16 protein-coding genes are annotated in these 17,290 nt (G+C 39.8%); 6 read left to right on the top strand and 10 right to left on the bottom strand.

Annotated features, from left to right (window positions below; genetic code table 11):
• Positions 1-7 precede the first annotated feature (7 nt).
• Complete coding sequence (locus WC647_05545; protein MFA6221759.1) at positions 8-1,219, bottom strand: 6-phosphofructokinase; 1,212 nt, start codon at positions 1,217-1,219, stop codon at positions 8-10.
• 155 nt (positions 1,220-1,374) lie between these two features.
• Between WC647_05545 and WC647_05550 the strand changes: the two genes are divergently transcribed.
• From WC647_05550 to WC647_05565, 4 genes are all read left to right on the top strand, one after another.
• A complete protein-coding gene (locus WC647_05550; GenBank protein MFA6221760.1) occupies positions 1,375-2,697 on the top strand; it encodes a DUF6178 family protein in 1,323 nt (440 codons plus the stop codon).
• 112 nt (positions 2,698-2,809) lie between these two features.
• Entirely contained in the window at positions 2,810-3,247 is a 438-nt protein-coding gene (locus tag WC647_05555; GenBank protein ID MFA6221761.1) for a hydrogenase iron-sulfur subunit, read from the top strand.
• A 45-nt stretch (positions 3,248-3,292) separates the two neighbouring features.
• Positions 3,293-3,961 (top strand): methylenetetrahydrofolate reductase C-terminal domain-containing protein, encoded by a 669-nt coding sequence (locus tag WC647_05560; protein ID MFA6221762.1) that lies wholly within the window; start codon positions 3,293-3,295, stop codon positions 3,959-3,961.
• A complete protein-coding gene (locus WC647_05565) occupies positions 3,958-4,893 on the top strand; it encodes a methylenetetrahydrofolate reductase (protein ID MFA6221763.1) in 936 nt (311 codons plus the stop codon). Before WC647_05560 ends, WC647_05565 begins: the two co-directional genes overlap by 4 nt.
• A gap of 77 nt (positions 4,894-4,970) precedes the next feature.
• Here WC647_05565 and gyrB read toward each other — a convergent pair whose 3' ends face one another.
• From gyrB to cutA, 7 genes are all read right to left on the bottom strand, one after another.
• Entirely contained in the window at positions 4,971-7,388 is a 2,418-nt protein-coding gene (gyrB, locus tag WC647_05570; protein MFA6221764.1) for a DNA topoisomerase (ATP-hydrolyzing) subunit B, read from the bottom strand.
• 69 nt (positions 7,389-7,457) lie between these two features.
• Complete coding sequence (gene dnaN / locus WC647_05575; protein ID MFA6221765.1) at positions 7,458-8,555, bottom strand: DNA polymerase III subunit beta; 1,098 nt, start codon at positions 8,553-8,555, stop codon at positions 7,458-7,460.
• A 220-nt stretch (positions 8,556-8,775) separates the two neighbouring features.
• Positions 8,776-10,122, bottom strand: coding sequence for a chromosomal replication initiator protein DnaA (dnaA, locus tag WC647_05580; GenBank protein ID MFA6221766.1), 1,347 nt, complete (start codon positions 10,120-10,122; stop codon positions 8,776-8,778).
• A 67-nt stretch (positions 10,123-10,189) separates the two neighbouring features.
• Positions 10,190-11,092, bottom strand: a complete 903-nt coding sequence (locus tag WC647_05585) for a ParB/RepB/Spo0J family partition protein (GenBank protein ID MFA6221767.1) — start codon at positions 11,090-11,092, stop codon at positions 10,190-10,192.
• Positions 11,067-11,843 (bottom strand): ParA family protein, encoded by a 777-nt coding sequence (locus WC647_05590; protein ID MFA6221768.1) that lies wholly within the window; start codon positions 11,841-11,843, stop codon positions 11,067-11,069. The genes WC647_05585 and WC647_05590 overlap by 26 nt, the downstream gene beginning before the upstream one ends.
• A gap of 148 nt (positions 11,844-11,991) precedes the next feature.
• Positions 11,992-12,555 (bottom strand): 16S rRNA (guanine(527)-N(7))-methyltransferase RsmG, encoded by a 564-nt coding sequence (rsmG, locus tag WC647_05595; protein ID MFA6221769.1) that lies wholly within the window; start codon positions 12,553-12,555, stop codon positions 11,992-11,994.
• Positions 12,556-12,625: 70 nt separating this feature from the next.
• The gene (gene cutA, locus WC647_05600) at positions 12,626-12,952 is read right to left on the bottom strand and encodes a divalent-cation tolerance protein CutA (GenBank protein ID MFA6221770.1); all 327 of its coding nucleotides are present in this window, start codon (positions 12,950-12,952) and stop codon (positions 12,626-12,628) included.
• Positions 12,953-13,204: 252 nt separating this feature from the next.
• On the opposite strand from cutA, the gene WC647_05605 reads away from it, so the two are divergent.
• Together WC647_05605 and WC647_05610 are read left to right on the top strand one after the other, a co-directional pair.
• A complete protein-coding gene (locus WC647_05605; GenBank protein MFA6221771.1) occupies positions 13,205-13,735 on the top strand; it encodes a CarD family transcriptional regulator in 531 nt (176 codons plus the stop codon).
• Positions 13,736-13,784: 49 nt separating this feature from the next.
• Positions 13,785-14,774, top strand: a complete 990-nt coding sequence (locus WC647_05610; protein MFA6221772.1) for a PIN domain-containing protein — start codon at positions 13,785-13,787, stop codon at positions 14,772-14,774.
• A gap of 132 nt (positions 14,775-14,906) precedes the next feature.
• On the opposite strand, the gene WC647_05615 is transcribed toward WC647_05610, so the two are convergent.
• Together WC647_05615 and WC647_05620 are read right to left on the bottom strand one after the other, a co-directional pair.
• Complete coding sequence (locus WC647_05615) at positions 14,907-15,647, bottom strand: hypothetical protein (GenBank protein MFA6221773.1); 741 nt, start codon at positions 15,645-15,647, stop codon at positions 14,907-14,909.
• Between the two features lie 437 nt (positions 15,648-16,084).
• Positions 16,085-17,149, bottom strand: coding sequence for a hypothetical protein (locus tag WC647_05620; protein MFA6221774.1), 1,065 nt, complete (start codon positions 17,147-17,149; stop codon positions 16,085-16,087).
• Positions 17,150-17,290: the final 141 nt, after the last annotated feature.

The raw sequence follows: 17,290 nt of genomic DNA on the forward strand, positions 1-17,290 counted from the left end.
TTCCTGATTATTTAATAAGTTTATCCACTATAGGAGCCTGGATTCTATCGTAGACAGGAAGTTCTCCCAACAAGGGACGAGCGTACATTTTAAATTCATCTGTAACATTATTTGCGCCTCTTATGAATTCATCCGGCATGCTTTTGGTTTCTTTCGCAACATCAGCCAATGGGGTTAAGTTGTAGCGTACCCCGTAGTCTCCAACTCTTTCAATTGTAATTGAGCCGTCAATCCGGTGCCATGCAGCGATTTGAACTGCTCTTTCTCCGACCTCTCTAGCCTCATTCGCGTCAACAGCGCTTACACATCCAAGGAATGAACGTTGAAGATACCCAAATGTGTCGGAACGCACTCTTTTAATATTTAAACGTTTCTTGACCAATTCAGCCAAAGCGTCACCCAAGGATGTATTGCCGGACAACTGAATATTGCCATGCGCGTCCTTTTCTAAATTCTTCAGCAAACTTGCGGCTACGGTATTTCCGGATGAGTCTTTTATACCTTCGGATACTGCTACCACGACTCTTCCAAATTCATTATAAGTCGCGTCCACACTAGCCAGGAATTCTTCAGAATCAAATGCTCGCTCAGGCACATAGATTAGATGTGGACCATCATCATGGTACTTCCGTGCAAAAACAGACGCCGCAGTAAGAAAACCCGCGTGACGACCCATGACCACTCCAATATATACTCCTGGGAGTGATCGATTGTCCAAATTGACTCCCATGAAAGCCTGCGCCACGAATTTCGCCGCTGAACCATAACCTGGACAATGGTCAGTAACTCGCAGATCATTATCAATTGTTTTCGGAACATGAGTAACCCGCAATTCATATCCGGCGTCCATAGCGAATTTGTTGACTATTCTGCAGGTTTCGGCTGAGTCGTTGCCACCTATATAAAAAAAGTAGTGAATGCCATGAGCCTTACATACATTAAAAATTCGTTGGCAATATTCCTCATCCGGCTTGACTCTCGTGCTTCTGATTCCGGCTCCGGGAGTTAGAGCTACCATTTCCAGATTATGTCTGGTGGCCTCGGTTAAGTTTACGAATTCTTCGTTTACTAACCCTTCTACTCCACGGAACGCGCCGTAGAACTGTGTAATATGAGGATACTGCCTAGCTTGAAGGACCGCTCCGACTAAAGATTGGTTTATTACTGCAGTAGGACCGCCTCCCATAGCAATAATAGCCTTACCTGTTAATTTTTCCATTTTCGGTCTCCTCTCATTGAAAATTGCTATTTGAAGATCGTATTGTTTGATAAAAGACTTAGACACTTTTCTTGTTTACAGAAAACGTGTTTCTTAATTTCCAAATATGGGTTTCCCCAATTGATTTCACATTACGAAAAAGATATTTTCTTGTCATGAAAAATAGTGAGTATATGGATGATGATCTGCAAATTGTCAGCGGTGTTGACAAACTGTCTCTTGAGAATAAGCTTGATCTCTTTGCAAGACTCTCACCGAGGGGACGTCAGGAATTTATTCAGAATCTTAGTTACCCGGGTGAATTGATTCGACGCATTTCTGAAAAAGAAATGTATTTTACTATCAAGAGTATTGGAATCGATGATGCTACTTATCTTTTAAGCCTGACGACTTCAAAGCAACTAATTTATATTCTGGATCTCGAACTCTGGAAGAAAGATACACCGGATTCTGAAGCTGCAAATTGTTGGTTGGAAAAACTTGTTGATTTAGGAGAAGACAAGCTTTTCCAATTTCTCCAGACATCAGATCCGGAATTGGTGATTTCCTTAATTAATTTGTTGGTTAAAGTGAAAGTCGTTAAATCAGATCTCGATTTTACCGAACAGATAAATTCTTTGCCTTCGTTCACATTGGACAGCATCTATTTTATTGAATTCCTGGATTATTCTCATAAAGATGCAATTGAGCGATTGCTTACAGGCATTTTTAGATGGAGTGATCATTATTATTTTAATCTCATGCAATATTTGACATCGTCAGATTTGGTAGAGATACAGAATCTGGCTCTCAGATGGAGATCAGGACGCCTTGCTGATCATGGCTTTCCGGATTTTGAAGAGTCTCAAGAAATATACCGTTATCTCTCTCCAAAAGCTATCTCGATGGAAGTTCAGGAAAATTCGAGAGAAAGTAATGGTGAAATTACTGTAGGAACATTTATTGATTATCCTCTGAAAATAGCTTTGAAACGAAATTTTTTTGAACGCTGCTGGAACTTAATTCCTAGTCGGTCAATTCAAGACAGGATTTCTCTGGAATTATCGCACGTCGCTAATAAAATAATGATAGCGGACGTCAAAGAGCCTGGGAATCTTGAACACTTGATAGATAGTCTGAAAAAAGCTTCGGGTTATATAAATATAGCTTTGGAAAATATTTCAAAACTGGATATTGGAAAGGGAAGCTTAATCTTAACAGCGAATCACATGGAGCTTTTATTTAGGGTGGGGTATAGTCTTATCCTGGATTTAAGGACACAGGCTGATGATTTTGTGCGATTATACGAAGGTGGGCCGGAAAATCTTGGATATCCTTTGTCGGTTTTACTTAAAGGCCTCTTTGCAAAAAGGCCCTTTTTTGTTGAGACCTTTATTTCGGAAGAAAAGATTCGAAATTTTGAAACATCAGAAGATCTCTATTTCATTCGTAAGTTATTAGATAGGAACTTAGTTCAGGATTTGTGGGAATCAATCTAAAAAATCCGTGTGTTTCTTAGTCTTCGAAACTTGAAAAATTTTTTCTCTTGGTCTAAATTGCAGTTTGAGCCCATCTATTTTTCATTTTTGAAAAAATCGGGAGTCGATAACTATGCCAGAGTTTGAGCCTATAGTAGTGGCCTTTTGTTGCCATTATTGCGCCTACGGCGCAGCCGATTTAGCGGGAAGCATGCGGTTGGAATACCCTACTAACATACGCATTATTCGCCTTCCCTGCACCGGGAAGGTAACCCCTATTTTCCTTTTGCGAGCTTTTGAAAAAGGCGCTGACGGTGTCTATGTCGCTGGATGTCTTGAGGGAGACTGTCATTTTATCCAGGGAAACCTCGTCGCCAAACCAAGAGTTAACTATACGAAAAAACTTATTCAAGAAGTTGGTTTGGAACCCGAAAGACTGGAAATGTTCAACATGAGCGCAGCCATGGGGCCTCGTTTTGCAGAAGTAGCTCGTGAATTTGTAGAGAGGATAAAACAGTTAGGTCCGAGCCCTCTGAATAAGAAGTTTCATATTCAGAGTGACGCCGCTTAATACAGCGCCTATTTTAGTTTCTGAACGTCCGATTGGAGGCACGAGATGGTTATAGGTGAAAGAAAACCCTTCGATGAAATAATGAAAATGTTGGAGGGTGTTAAAAAGATTGCCGTTATGGGTTGCGGCGGATGTGTGACCGTATGTCTCACAGGGGGGCAGGATGAAGTCCGGGTTTTATCCAGTCAGTTGAGAATGGCTCGCGATAAAGAAGGCAACCCAATAGAAATTATCGAAAAGACGCTCGAGAGGCAGTGCGACCCAGAGTATGTTGAACTAGCGGAAGGCATCGCTTCGGAAGTAGAAGTCATACTGTCCATGGCTTGCGGAGCAGGTGTTCAGTTTATGGCCGAAAGGTACAAAGATGTTCCCATCTATCCTGCTTTGAACACGACCTTTGTCGGTGGTTCAAAAAAGGAAGGTTACTATGTTGAGAGATGCCAGACCTGTGGTGAATGCAAATTGTATTTCACAGGCGGAATATGTCCGATTGCGAGATGTTCAAAGAGTCTTCTAAACGGTCCGTGCGGCGGTTCAACGAAAGGAAAATGTGAAATTGACCCGGAAGTAGATTGCGCATGGCAGCTCATACTGGATCGACTCAAATCCCTTAACCAGATGGATCGTTACAACGCTATGATGCCAATTAATGATTGGCGGACCAACAGAGACGGAGGTCCTCGTAAGATGATCAGGGAGGATTTTCAAAGATGAGCGATGAATTTAAATCAGGCAGCAACCTAGAGAGGGTCTTAAAATCAGGGACTTTCGCAGTTACTGGAGAGTGTGGTCCGCCGCGGGGAGCGGATGCGCAAGTAATCCGCACGAAATGCAAACTCCTTAAGAATAAAGCCGATGCTTTCAATATAACTGATAATCAAACTTCAGTTGTCCGTATGTCTTCTATTTCCTCTGCGGTAATTATGATACAGGAGGGAATGGAACCTGTCATGCAGATGGTTTGTAGAGATCGGAATCGAATTGCCATACAGAGTGATATCCTTGGGGGAGCCGCCCTGGGGGTAAAAAATATGCTCTGCCTTTCCGGAGATCATCAAAGATTCGGGGATCATCCTCCAGCCAAAAACGTCTTTGATTTGGATTCAATCCAACTCATAAATACCGTTAAAATTATGCGTGATGAAGGTAAATTTCTTAGCGGGGATGAAATTAAAGGAGTTCCAAAACTATTTATTGGAGCTGCCGCTAATCCTTTCGCCGATCCTTTTGAAATTAGAGCCCCTAGACTCGGTAAAAAAGTTGCAGCCGGTGTCGATTTTGTTCAGACCCAGTGTATATTCAACTTGAAAAAATTTGAAGACTGGATGAAGCAAGTAGTTGATATGGGGTTGCACGAAAAAGTTTATATACTCGGAGGAGTTACCCCGTTCAAAAGTTTCGGTATGGCTCGATATATGGCTAACAATGTTCCTGGAATGGATGTCCCGGATGAATTGCTGCAGCGGATGAAAAATACGCCTAAAGAAAAGCAGGCTGAAGAAGGTATAACTATTGCTGTAGAAACCATCAAACGGCTTCAGGAAATTAAAGGTATTGCCGGTGTTCACATTATGGCTATTGAATGGGAAGAAAAAGTAGGGGAAATAGCTGAAAAAGCTGGTTTACTCCCAAGACCTACCCTCTAACGAATTAAAATATTTTTCTCTTGATAAATAAAGAAAGCAGGCTTATAGCCTGCTTTCTCTTTTTCGACTGATACTTTTCAGTAATCCAGATTCATAACATTTAAAGCGTTTTTTTCAATAAAATCTCTTCTCGGTTCAACCTGGTCACCCATTAAAGTAGAAAATATTTCATTAGCTTTAACAGCGTCATCTACTGTTACCTGAAGAATTTTTCTGTGTTCAGGATTCATGGTAGTATCCCAAAGCTGTTCAGCGTTCATTTCTCCAAGACCTTTATATCTCTGGATTGTCAGCTTTTTTCGACCCTGTTCCACGACGGTTTCAACCAACATGGAAAGTGATGGAATCTCTATTTTGATCTGCTCGCTTTCAAGTACAAAAGGAGGTGATCCTATCATATTGACCTTAGCGGCTATCAGCGCCATTTCAAGAAAAGACGGTGATTCCGTCAATTCAAAATCAGCTTTTGTTCTTCTGTCCGTTCCGTTTCTTTTCGATTTAATTTCTATATAATATTTGGATTCCTCTTCATCTTTATCAATTTTTACTTCATTAATTGATATTTCCTTATCCAAACTTTTTACCGTATTGATCATTCTATTTACTAAAGATTCGCATTCATCGTATTTAGAAAGAGTCTCCTGAGTTAATCCCTCCATGATCAGTGATTTTAGAATGATTGGATCCATGTTTTTTCGCTCAAATAGACCAAGTATTTTTTCCATTCTAAGAATATTCTTTATAAGGTTAATAAGTAACGGTCCCTCTATGTATAAATCATCAGACTGTTTCAACCTCATATTCTCCAAACCGTTATTCAAAACTACATCTTCCAGTGAAGCTTCATCTTTTATATAAAATTCCGTTCTAGCTTTTTTCACTTTGAAAAGCGGTGGTTGAGCAAAATAAAGGTATCCTCTTGCGATTATTTCAGGGACGCATCTAAAAAAGAATGTTAACAACAGTGTTCGTATATGTGATCCATCTACATCAGCGTCGGTCATAATAATAACTTTATGATATCGAATTTTAGAAATATCAAAATCATCGTCTATACCAGTTCCTAATGCTGTAATAAGAACTCTTATTTCTGCGCTCTGTACTATTTTATCGAGTCTGGACTTTTCAACATTTAGTATCTTACCTCTCAAAGGTAAAATTGCCTGAGATTTTCGGTCTCTTCCCTGTTTTGCGGATCCACCGGCCGATTCTCCTTCAACTATGAACAATTCAGATTCTGCTGGATCCTTTTCTTGACAATCAGCCAATTTTCCAGGTAGAGCCGATGACTCCAATGCGCTTTTACGTCTGGTTAATTCCCTGGCTTTACGAGCCGCATCCCTGGCCCTACCCGCGTCCACGGCTTTTTGAATTATCCAGCGGGCTCCTTGAGGATTTTCTTCAAGATATTCCGACAATTTCTCATTTATTAATTGTTCTACAATTCCTTTAATGTCCATATTTCCGAGTTTTGACTTAGTTTGGCTATCAAATTGAGGATTCAACATCCTTACGCTCAAAACAACTGTCAAACCTTCCCTCAAATCTTCACCCGTGATACTAGCCTGACTTTTGCCATTCTTGAACAGACCTTTGGAGTTCGCGTATTGATTTATTGTTCTGGTCAAAGCGGCTCTAAAACCTGATAGATGGGTTCCTCCCTCAAAAGTATTTATATTGTTACAAAATGTAAAAACTGTCTCTGCATATCCATCATTATATTGAATAGCGCATTCTACGAAATTGTTGTCCTTTTCTGCCGAGATATAGATAGGTCTGCCTTCCATTGTTTTTTTTGCGCGATTGAGGTGTTCCACAAACGACCTGATGCCACCTTCAAACTCAAATACTTCAGGCTGCTTTTGTGAGCGCTCATCTTCAAAATTTATCCGAAGCCCTTTATTTAGATATGCAAGTTCCCGTAACCGAGAGGCTATTATTTCGTAGTTGAATTCAAGCTGTCCAAAAAACTCTGAATCAGCTTTAAAAGTAATTTTTGTTCCATTTCTTTTTGTTGCGCCTACTATCTCAAGATCTGTATATTTTTTTCCCTTTTTGTATATTTGCCTATAAACTTGTCCACCACGCCTGATCTCCAGTTTCAGAGTTTCTGCTAAAGCGTTTACAACGGATACCCCCACACCATGAAGACCACCAGATACTTTGTAAGTATCACTGTCAAATTTTCCACCAGCGTGAAGTATAGTCATAACTACTTCCGCCGCTGGAATACCCTCAGTTCGATGCATATCTGTAGGGATACCTCTGCCATCATCTTCTATGGTAATTGATGAATCCAGATGAATAGTTACAGATATATTTTTACAGAATCCGGCTAGCGCTTCATCAACCGAGTTATCCACTACTTCCCACACAAGCTGATGGAGGCCCTCTGATCCCGTATTTCCTATATACATTCCAGGAGTATTACGAACAGCGTCTAAACCATCTAATACCCTTATTTGGTCTGCGCCATAATCATTTGAATCTACCAATTCTTACCTGTCACCTTTCCGAAGTTTTTGATAAAATTTGAAGCAATACTTTTCTTAACGTTATGGTTTTTATTTCCTCATGGGCATGACTATACTAAAGAAGTTTGAATCCTGACTAGCCATGAATTTTACCGGCGATCCTTCCTTAAAAAATTCCATTGTTACGGCTTCAGAATCAACATTACTCACAGCGTCTATCATATAAGTCACATTTACTATCAAATTTATTTCTTCCTCATTATTATATTCTACTTCTAAAATATCCGTAGCCGCTCCCAAATCAGGGTGAGTAACATTAAACTCTATTTGATTGGTTTTAATAACCATATTTGCGCCTTTATTTCTGTCTGATGTAAATATGGCCATTCTTTTTAGAGCCTGTATCAGGGAAGTTTTTTTGGCTATAATTATCTTTGAGCTTTCAGTAGGCAAAACTCTCAAATAGTCAGGATAATCCCCTTCGATCAATCTTATGGTCATCAAAGCTTTTTCGGTTTTTAAGACCATATTCTTCCGTTCAAAGCCGATTTGGGCATTATCTTTTTGACCTTCAACAAGCTTCTTCAGTTCCATAAGTCCTTTCTTTGGAACAATGACTCGAGAAGTCAAAGGTAGATCCATTTCTTCGTCGATCAAGGCCAATCGATGACCATCAGTAGCAACGAATCTTATTTTATCGTCGTTTTTCTCAATCAAAATTCCATTCAAGTTAAATCTTGAGTCATCATTTGACGATGCAAATAGCGTCTTATCCAGCATATTGGTAAGTTTTTGACATGATATTTCGCTGCTTTCCACATCGTCTATGGATGACCACGCAGGAAAATCATTAGGGTCCATTCCAGCTATATCAAAAGAAGAACGCCCAGACGTTATTTTAAGCCGAAATCTCTCTTGTAGTTCAACTTTGATTATACCGGATGATAGCTCTTTTACAATTTCCAGAAATTTTCTCGCAGGAACAGTACAGATTCCATCTTCGCAGTCCAAACAATTGTAAGACACTTTAATGCCTACTTCCAGGTCAGTAGCGGTTATAAATAAATGAGAATTTTTTGTTTCGAGAAGGGCATGTGTGAGAATTGGAAGAGGAGACCTTCTTTCAGTTATAGAGACAATTTTCGACATACCTTCTACAAGCAAATCTTTTTCTATTTCAAAGATCATTGAGAGTCTCCTTATTCTTATATTCTTCTTATTTTTTAAAAATAAATTTAGTAGTCATAATAAGGACTGTGAAATACTGGAAAACCGAACGAAAAGCAGAACAACAGTGACCAACGCCTGTTGACAAATCTGAGAGTTTACTTGTGTGAATTTTGTGGATAAGTTTAAATCTAAATTATTCCACATTAATTCCACAACATTTATTCATGTAAATATCAGTTCAAACACCTCTTATGTCTTTTCTGAGAGCTTCCAACATGGTCTTCAAAGAATTGTCCGTTTCTAGTCGCTTCTCAATTTTTTTTGAACCATAAATTACGGTTGAATGATCTTTTCCTCCGAATGCTGCCCCAATTTCAGGATATGATAGGTCAGTGAGACTTCTGGCTAAGTACATTCCAACCTGTCGAGGCAAAGAGTAAAGTTTATGTTTCTTTTTTGACTTCAAGTCTGTGACTTTGACATTAAAAGCTCTGGAAACATGAGATATTATATCTTCTATGGTTATATTCTTGGTGTTTCGGTGTAAAATTTCGCGAAGAGCAATTTTAGCCAAGTCTATTGATATTGGAATTCCCTGAAGTGAACTCATGGCTATAACTCTAATCAAATAACCTACTAACTCCCTAATATTAGATTCAACCTGTTGAGCCAAAAAATATGCTACCTCATCAGGTAAATCAAAAGAATCTTCAAAAGCCTTTCGTTTAAGGATAGCCACTTTTGTTTCAAGATCAGGAACTCCCATATCGGCTATCAGACCCCAACTAAATCTGGATCTCAATCTATGTTCCATTTCTGATATTTCGTTAGGAAATCGATCAGAAGTGATAACGATTTGCTTTGAAGTTTCGTAAAGAGAATTAAAGGTATGGAAAAATTCTTCCTGGGTTCTTTCTTTTCCAGCTATAAATTGAATATCGTCAATCATCAACAAATCCAGCTTGCGATATTTGTTTCTGAAATCAACCATTCTGTCGAAACGAATAGCGTTAATCATTTCATTGGTAAATTCTTCCGAAGTCACAAAGGCAATATTTTTGTTTCTATTTTTGATAATCACGGAATAACCGACAGCGCTCATCAAATGAGTTTTTCCCAGACCAACACTTCCATAAATAAATAGAGGATTATAACTTCCGCCAAGGTTTTCCGATACAGACCTAGCCGCTGCGTGGGCAAATTGATTGCATGATCCAACAACGAAACTGTCAAAAGTATATCGAGGATTTAGATTGCATTTTCGGGCAAAGTCTCGATTATTGGAAATTGGCGGAATATCTTCCAAAAGAGTATTGTTTTTATCGGATGGAGTGGTTTCGGCACAGGATTCTCCCCTATTAGTAAATTCAATCTTAAAATCTTTTCCTGTCAATTCAAGAAGAGAAGTTGAGATAAATCGTAAATAATTATCTTTTATCCAGGTGGCAAAAAAATTGTTTGGAACAGATAGTATTATTTCGTAATCAGAAACTTTTTCGCAGAGAACAGGGGATAGCCAGGTTACGAATGAGTGTTCGTTGATCTGGACACTTAATTTCTTTAGGCATTCTTCCCAGAGGTTCATGATGTGAAAATTCAAACAAAATTAATAAGATATTATTTTTAAACGGTAACATGCGACCAATTTATTTTCAAGATAATTCTTCCGAAAAGCCAATGCTGTCTAAGAAGCGAAGTAACTCTTCATCAGAATAAAAGTGGAATTCCACTTGTCCAGAACCTGAATTATTCCTACGAACATTTACTTTCGTCGAAAATTTTCTAGAGAGGGCTTTTTCAAGATCTTTCGTTTTGTAATCGATACTCAAGTTTTGTCCGTGATTCTTGAGATCGTTTTTCTTTTTGTAGTTTTGAACAATGCGTTCCAGTTCGCGGACTGAAAGTTTTCTACGAACCACTTTTTCAGTCAAAGATAGTTGCATCTCAATTCGATCCACCGCTAAAAGGGTCCTAGCGTGTCCCATTGAGATCGCCCGTTCTCTGACATGACTTTTAACTGGTTCAGGTAATCTTAATAGTCTCAAATGGTTAGTGATATCAGTACGATCTTTGCCCATCCTTGTAGCCAAAGCTTCATGTGTATATGAAAATTTGAGAATTAACGTTTCATATGCTTCCGCTGTTTCCAAAGGATTCAAATCTTCTCGCTGAAGATTTTCGATCAAAGCAATTTCTAATGATTCTTGATCGGTAACATTACGAATCATCACCTGAACACTAGCGAGTTTTGCCAAAAGAGCCGCTCGCCATCTTCGTTCACCTGCTACTATTTCATAAGATCCGGGATTAACGACTCTAACAATTATAGGTTGAATTAATCCTATTTCTTTGATCGAGGAAGCCAATTCCATCAATGCCTGATCATCGAATTTCCGCCGTGGTTGGTTGGGATTTGGCTGAATGGCATCAACAGGGACAATTTTTGATTGAATTCGGGAAAAGTCATCCTGTTCCTGGAAGCTTACAGGGATCAGCGCATCTAAACCCAATCCAAGAGCGTTTCTTTTTTTAGTTACTTCTTTGGATTTCAGCATCCAGAATCTCCATTGAGAGCGACATATAACTTGTGGCTCCCGTAGATTGGGGATCATAGAGCAAAACAGGCTTTCCAAAACTTGGGGCCTCTGAAAGCCTTACGTTTCTTGGAATAACTGTTTTAAAAACTTGAGTTCCAAGATTTTGTCTTACGTTATCAACTACTTGATGACAAATATTATTTCTGGAGTCAAACATGGTCAAAACGAAGCCACAAATGAAGAGAGACTCATTAAATATACGCTGAACTTTTTGAATTGTTTTGAGTAAAGCGCTAACTCCTTCTAATGCGTAATATTCACACTGAATAGGAATTATTGCAGATTCTGCGGCTACTAATGCGTTGAGAGTCAAAAAGCCCAAAGATGGCGGACAGTCAATTATAATATAGTCGAAAATTGATGGTATTTTTTTTATCAATATTGATAAAAATTGTTCCCTGTTTTCCAAGCTCACTAACTCCACCTCAGCTCCAATTAAATCCTGAGAAGAGGGTATTATTGAAAATCCATTAATTTCAGTTTCTTTAATTACTAATTCGGGTGAGCTTTGATTAATTAGGGCTTGATAAATGGAATTCTCACCAGGTTGTAGACGAAAACCAACACCGGTAGACGCATTAGCCTGTGGGTCGAGATCTATTAACAAAGTCTTTCTGTTGGACATGGCAAGACACGCGGACAAATTAACCGCCGTGGTAGTTTTTCCCACACCACCTTTTTGATTACATATACAAATCACGCGTGACATTATTAGACACCCACAATATATTGTGCCGGAGAAGCAATATCATAAAAGAGATTTGTTAGACAATCTAAAAATATAGAGACGGAGAAACGGAAAGGAGAAACAGGTAACATGTCTAAATTTAATTACTTTTAGATAGATCCATTCATAACTAAGGAAGAGAGTATCTAATGACCGTCCTTTTCAGATTAAGATATGGCAAAAAACCTTCCCAACGGCGGTATTCATTGAGGAATAAAAATTCTGATTCGAGCGAAGCAGGCGCCTCAGAGTACATTCGTATCAGTGATCCATGTGACAGCAAAAACCTATTTGCATCTAAGGAATGTAGGCTACCTTTCGGGAGCGCCCTGAACGTAACAACATCGAATAAGCAATTTGTTTGAGAAGAGAAATAATCCTGCGTCGTTCGGTTTACAAAACGAATATCGGATAAACCAAGTTCTTTGGCTATATGTTTCATGAAAACGATTCTTTTTGAACTTTTATCCAGCAAAGTGAGTTTTATAGAATCGTCAGCAATTTTCAGAACTAATCCCGGAAAACCCGCGCCAGATCCAATATCCAAGAGTTTTTTCCCTGATGTGTCTTCCCAGACTTTAAGAATCGTCAAAGAATCTAAAAAATGAACGACCGCAATTCTCTTGGGATCCGTGATGGAAGTCAAATTGACCTTTTTATTCCAGGATATCAGCAAATCAATGTAAGATATCATTTTGGAAAAAGCAGCTTTCCGAACGGGAATCCGTAAAAATCGCGCGCCTTCCGAAAGGATTGCAATCAGGTCAGGACATGTTTTGAGTTGAGTCATTAATCCAGTTTAAATATTCGGGAAGCCCATCAAGAATTTTAATACAAATTATTTCGGGAGTCTCATAAGGATGCGCCTGTCTAACCCGATTCTTAAGTGTTTCAAATAGGGAGTATTTGGTTTTGATAATAAGCAGAAATTCGTTTTCATCAAATATTTTATTTTTCCATGTATATATTGATCTGATTTGAGAAATTATATTTACACACGCTGCAATTTTTTCCTGAACTAAGGAAAACGCGATAATTTCAGCATTTTCGCGGGTATCCACGGTTACAAAACAAACAACGCATGATTCCATAATTACTCCATATTGTGCTTTTATGTTGACAAGCTACTATAACTTGTATAATCTCATTTTCGGTGAAACCTCTAGTGGGGTAGGAAATGGTCGAGCGGGATCCTTTTAACAAGGCCCTTATGGCGAAACCTTAACCGAAAAAACTTATTAAGTCACCAAAAACGCCTTAAAAAGCGCCTCTCTGATGGGTTAATTTTTTTCCGGACCTAGATCTGAGCCGATCACTGAACCGCAAAGAAAGGGAGCTGGGTAATGTTCAAGATCGGAGATGTTGTGGTGTACCCGGTTCACGGGGTAGCGAGAATCATTGGAATCAGAAAAGAAAAAATTGGGACCTCTGATCAACTCTGCTACATATTGGAAACGGAAATAAAAACCGCCAATGAAAAACCAGTAATTAAACTCCCAATTGACAAAGTCGAGTCCAACCGCGTACGAAAGATAGTTGATGAAAGTGAAGTTTGTCAGGTTATCGACATCCTCAAAAAACGCGGAATGAAAACTGATTCCCAGACTTGGAACCGCAGGCATCGGGAATACCAGGACAAAATGCGTAGCGGAAGCATATTCCAGGCGGCGGAAGTTTACCGGGACTTGAGTCTACTGAAAGAAAGCAAAGACCTTTCACATGGGGAAAGAAGGCTTTTTGACCAAGCCTACAATTTACTTATCAAAGAACTGTCTATCGCAAAACAAACTGATGAAACGGAGATAGAGCGTACGTTAAACAGTATCTTTCAAAGAAGCGGCTTTAATCTGAACGAATGCGCTAAAGACTGCTGACTACTTCATGAAATAAAAATGGTGGATCATAAACTGAAAGGATCTCTTTTTGCCGCTTAGTAAGATAATCTCATCGATTATTCTGGCAAGTTATGTCTTCTTCGGTTCTCTCATCAGTTATTCTCTCTTTAATTCACTTGAACAAATATTTTTAGGAATCATATTTTTCGTAGTTCTGGGATTGGGGACACTCAAATTACTTCACATCTGGTTGAGTTCAGACGTTTTTAAAATAGTTGGGGCGGTTATTGGAGCTATAACAGGACTAATATCAAGTGTGATATTGATCTGGAGTGTATCTTCCATAATTGATAACCCAGACATACTAGGGCCGTTGATTTGCCTTCTAACAATTGTTTTCATTTTGACAGGGATTCAGCTTGGTTCCGCAAAGACACGGGAATTCCGCGAGAACATAGGGACTCCAGACTCCGGCGTTCGTAAAATAGTAGGAGTCTTGGACACATCCGTAATAATTGATGGCAGAATTTCCGATATATGTGAAACAGGTTTTATGGACGGTGATCTTATAATCCCACAATTTGTGTTGCAGGAATTACAAACCATAGCAGACTCCAGCGAGTCTACGAAAAGAACACGTGGGCGAAGAGGTCTGGATATACTCAATAAAATAAAAAAACAAGCCTACGTGAAGATCATAATCTCTGACGCAGATTATCCATCAGTTAAAGAAGTTGACCAAAAATTGATTCAATTGGCCAAGGAATTGAACTGTTCAATAATAACAAACGACTTTAATTTGAATAAGGTTGCGGAAGTTCAATCCATACAGGTACTGAATATCAATCAACTGGCTAATGCTCTTAAACCCATAGTGTTGCCCGGCGAGACAATGAAAGTCCAAGTGATAAAAGAAGGGAAAGAACCGGGGCAGGGTGTCGCATACCTTGATGACGGCACGATGGTTGTAATAGACAACGGCAAAAAATTCATGGGAAAGACTATGGATGCTACAGTGACAAGCGTGTTACAAACCACAGCAGGAAGAATGATTTTCGCTACCTATAAAAATACATGAACAAAAAAAGAAAAAGGCCGGACAGACACCATCAAGTGTTTTGATCCGACCTCTCCATTTAACAATGGATATTGAACAGAATTCCAACCGCTCACGGCCCGGTTGAATCACGCAAACGGAACGACAGACCCTCTAACTCCTTCCTCTAGCCGCTAAATACTCCTGCCAGAGCTTTGTACCCGATTCCGCCGGATTCCCGGCGTCATTCCACCATTTAATGAAATCCTTATAAGTCATTAAAAAATCAGCCCAGGTACCATTTGGCGCAAACCGCTTTTTCCAATCAGGGAAAAGATCGTCATTGGCCAACTGATACTCGTCTTCCCCAAAATCAGGGAAAGTCTTTTGAAATAATTGAAGTCGTTGTTCTGAGGTCAATTGATTTTCCGGCGGTTTAACAGCATTGACGGTTGCCGGAACAGAATTATTAGGAGAAATCACAGTTTCTTTTGGAGCCGTAACCACCTCTTCCTTTGGCGCAATGGCAGCAACAGGAGGCGTCTCAGGGCTTTTGTCAATAACAGGCGCAGTAGCCGCCGGCATATTCAACGGGGCTACCTGAGGGAGCTGAGGGCCAGAAGCGGATGGTTCCAACATGGACATGGCGTTTGGAGGAGCCATTGCCTGAAGTTGGGCGATTATCCAACCTCTTTGAGGATCAAATTCCTGGATGCCACCGAAGAGTTTGTCAATCCTATAAGCCTTTCCTAAACCTACCGGGCTCAAGTAGTGGTATCGATTTTGAATTCCCAAGATCAAAAAAGACACCGCAATAATCCCCAAAAATACCCAGGAATGAACTTTGCTCCAACCAGGGCTGGATTTTGGAATATTCAAATCGGGACGTCGCTCTTCACTTGGTCTGTCGATCATCCCACAGCCTCCTTAAAAAGGGCAATGTAAGGGTAAAAACCCTCGAGTGTTTTTAATATATCACATTTGGAAAATTATGTAAATCACTAATTGAAGGTAATTTTTTATAATCAATGAGGGATATTTAAAAAAAGACTGGAAAAAAAATTATCTGGAAAAGTGAAAAAAGACTTGCCTGTTGGAAGAAATATGGTAGGAAGAATGCACTTCTCAACATACCCTTTCACTTCGTGAAAAGCCCAGAAAGGGGCGGCATATTAAGCCGTTTTCGGGCTTTTCATTTTTCTAGGGTTAAGGTAAATAATGAATGGCGCCGGAGGAGGGCTTTATAACCCTATGGTTTCCCAGACTTTCGGGACATTCAGTCTAGGGAGAGTTTAAACCCAATTTCACATGAAGGGACATTCAGAGCCGGCGCCATTCAAGCTGAAGAGATCCTAAAAAATCAATCCACCTTCAACAAAACCACCCTCAAGATACAGATTCATCTTAAGATCGTTACGGCTCTCGTTGAAATTCAACCACCTGTAACCACCTTTCACAAAACCCCATCTACCGCAATTTAGAGGAACACTGAATCTCATACCTGGCTGTATGTCCAAAACCAGCGTATTGTCCAGGTAGCCAATACTGGCTTTGGTATCGCAAGACAAAGTCGAGCCATTGCAAAGAGTACGAATGCACTTTTTCAGGTCTATACCCGACATCAACATCTGCCGATCTCTATCCAGTTTACTGGCCGGCCAGGTTGGACAAACCGAACAAGACACCTTGAACTCCTGAGGGTTATACAACCAGGCGGTGTAAATCGATAAATTGGCGTTACACGTGTTGATGGCCGTATACATCAAGCCCAGGCGTTGATAAATGAAATTCCAGTCGGTACGAACCTGATTACCGGCAGTAACATTCCAGAAACCGATATTAAATGACCGGTTCGCTGTAGTAGTGGCGCTTAGGCTTATAGGCATTATTGAGTAGTATATCGACCAATTCCAGTTTATTTGATAATAGGCCGAATATTCACCAAGCACTGGATGCTTCGGGAGCCCAAGGTCATCAGTAATACTCGCTTCTGTGGTGGTTAGCCCATTTACCACCGCAGGCCATTGAATAGTCCCGCTAAGCTTGGCGAAAAAAGCTTGAGCGCTGATTTCCCACTGCCTCGGCATCCTTCTTGGAAGAATACAAGGGGGGTCAGGTTTCGACCCGCAGGCTACCAAGGGTGGACATGCCGCAGGCCTGACTTTTGTAATTGGCCGGGCGTATCCTATATGAGGTCTGAATGCAGCCAATTGTGGTCCGGGGCCTGACGCAGGGATAGCAGAAGCTTGAAAGAACTCGGACGATGGAGCATACGAGGCGGGTTCAGTGTTATATGACTGATTACCACCAGGGTCGACGACAACATTAATAGAATGTTGGTTTTCGTAAGAGTATGCAATTAATGCAGAATTGAAAAATACTAGACATACCAGTAGCATAACAGTGCTTCTTTTCATTGCGCTGTCCTCCCAGATCGAACTCACTGGTAATGCTTAAATATTTTCCACGAAAAATTGTCAAGGAAAAAAGATAAAATTAACCATATATTGTGTTTTTTTATTAGAAACAACTTATTAAACACAACATATTGATTATAT

Source organism: Desulfomonilaceae bacterium (assembly GCA_041662605.1).
In the GTDB taxonomy this organism is placed as follows: Bacteria; Desulfobacterota; Desulfomonilia; order Desulfomonilales; family Desulfomonilaceae; genus CAJBEZ01.